Origin of the sequence: Rhodococcus sp. ENV425 (assembly GCF_002887785.1) — a bacterium.
Lineage (GTDB): Bacteria > Actinomycetota > Actinomycetes > Mycobacteriales > Mycobacteriaceae > Rhodococcus > Rhodococcus aetherivorans.
Window position 1 is genome coordinate 1 of record NZ_PCZU01000219.1, and the last position, 1,615, is coordinate 1,615.

Below are 1,615 nucleotides of genomic sequence, written 5' to 3' on the forward strand. Positions count from 1 at the left end.
GTCCCCATCCCCTCCCTGCTCGCCGTCTCCGCCGTGCACCACCACCTCGTCCGCACGCGGCGGCGCACCCGCGTCGCGCTGATCGCCGAATCCGGGGATGCGCGCGAGGTCCACCACGTGGCCGCGCTCGTCGGATTCGGCGCCGCGACGGTGTGCCCCTACGTCGCCCTCGACACCGTGCGCTCACTCGCGGCCGCCGGGCGCATCCCCGGCACGGACCCGGCGACGGCCGCGGCGAACTACCGGCGCGCCGTCGTCTCCGGGGTTCGCGAGGTGATGGCCAAGCTCGGAATCTCCACCCTCGCCTCGTACACGGCGGCGCAGACATTCGAGGCCGTCGGCCTTGCCCGCGAGGTCGTGGACGCGTATCTTCCCGGCACCGTCTCCCGGCTGGGCGGCGCGAGCCTCGCCGACCTGGCCCGCGACGCCCGTCGCCGGCACCGGACCGCCTTCGAGAACCGGTGCGCCGAAACGGCTCTCGACAGTGGGGGCGTCTACCGGTATCGACGCGACGGCGAACCTCACCTGTTCACCCCGGAGACGGTGTTCCTGCTGCAGCACGCGACCCGCACCGGGCGGGTGGACGTCTACGCGCGGTACTGCGCCGAGATCGACCGGCTCGCCGCCGCGGGCGGAACCCTGCGCGGGCTGTTGCGCACCGTCGCCGCGGATCCGATCCCGCTCGACGAGGTCGAGCCGGTGGAGGACATCGTGCGCCGCTTCGCCACGGGGGCGATGAGCTACGGTTCGATCTCCGGTGAGGCGCACGAGACCCTCGCCGTCGCGATGAACCGCCTCGGCGGCCGGTCGAACTCGGGGGAGGGCGGGGAGGATCCCGACCGCCTCGGTGACCCGCTGCGCCGCAGCGCCGTCAAGCAGGTCGCCAGCGGCCGCTTCGGTGTCACCGCCGCCTACCTCGCCGACGCGACCGACCTGCAGATCAAGATGGCGCAGGGAGCGAAACCCGGTGAGGGTGGCCAGCTTCCCGGCCACAAGGTGTACCCGTGGATCGCCCGTACCCGGCACGCCACCACGGGCGTCGGACTGATCTCCCCGCCGCCGCACCACGACATCTACTCCATCGAGGACCTCGCCGAGCTCGTCCACGACCTGCGGTGCGCCAACCCGCAGGCCCGCATCCACGTCAAGCTCGTCAGCGGCGTCGGCGTCGGCATCGTCGCCGCCGGCGTCGCCAAGGCCCATGCCGACGTGGTGCTGATCTCCGGCCACGACGGCGGCACCGGGGCGGCCCTGCTCACCGCCCTGCAGCACACCGGCACCCCGTGGGAGATCGGGCTCGCCGAAACCCAGCAGACCCTCGTGCTGAGCGGCCTGCGCGACCGCATCACCGTGCAGTGCGACGGCGGGCTGCGCACCGGCCGCGACGTGATGATCGCGGCGCTGCTCGGCGCCGAGGAGTTCGGGTTCGCCACGGCGCCCCTGGTGGTCCTCGGCTGCATCCTCATGCGGGTGTGCCACCTCGACACGTGTCCCGTCGGCATCGCCACCCAGAACCCCGAACTGCGGGAGAAGTTCACCGGCAGAGCGGAATTCGTGGAGCAGTTCTTCCTGTTCGTCGCCGGGGACGTGCGCCGGCGGCTCGCGGCGCTGGGCC

General features: G+C 72.9%; 1 protein-coding gene. It reads left to right on the top strand.

The features are described from left to right. The coding region (locus tag CQZ88_RS31370) for an FMN-binding glutamate synthase family protein (RefSeq protein WP_258008676.1) at nt 1–1,615 on the top strand (1,615 nt) is incomplete at both ends.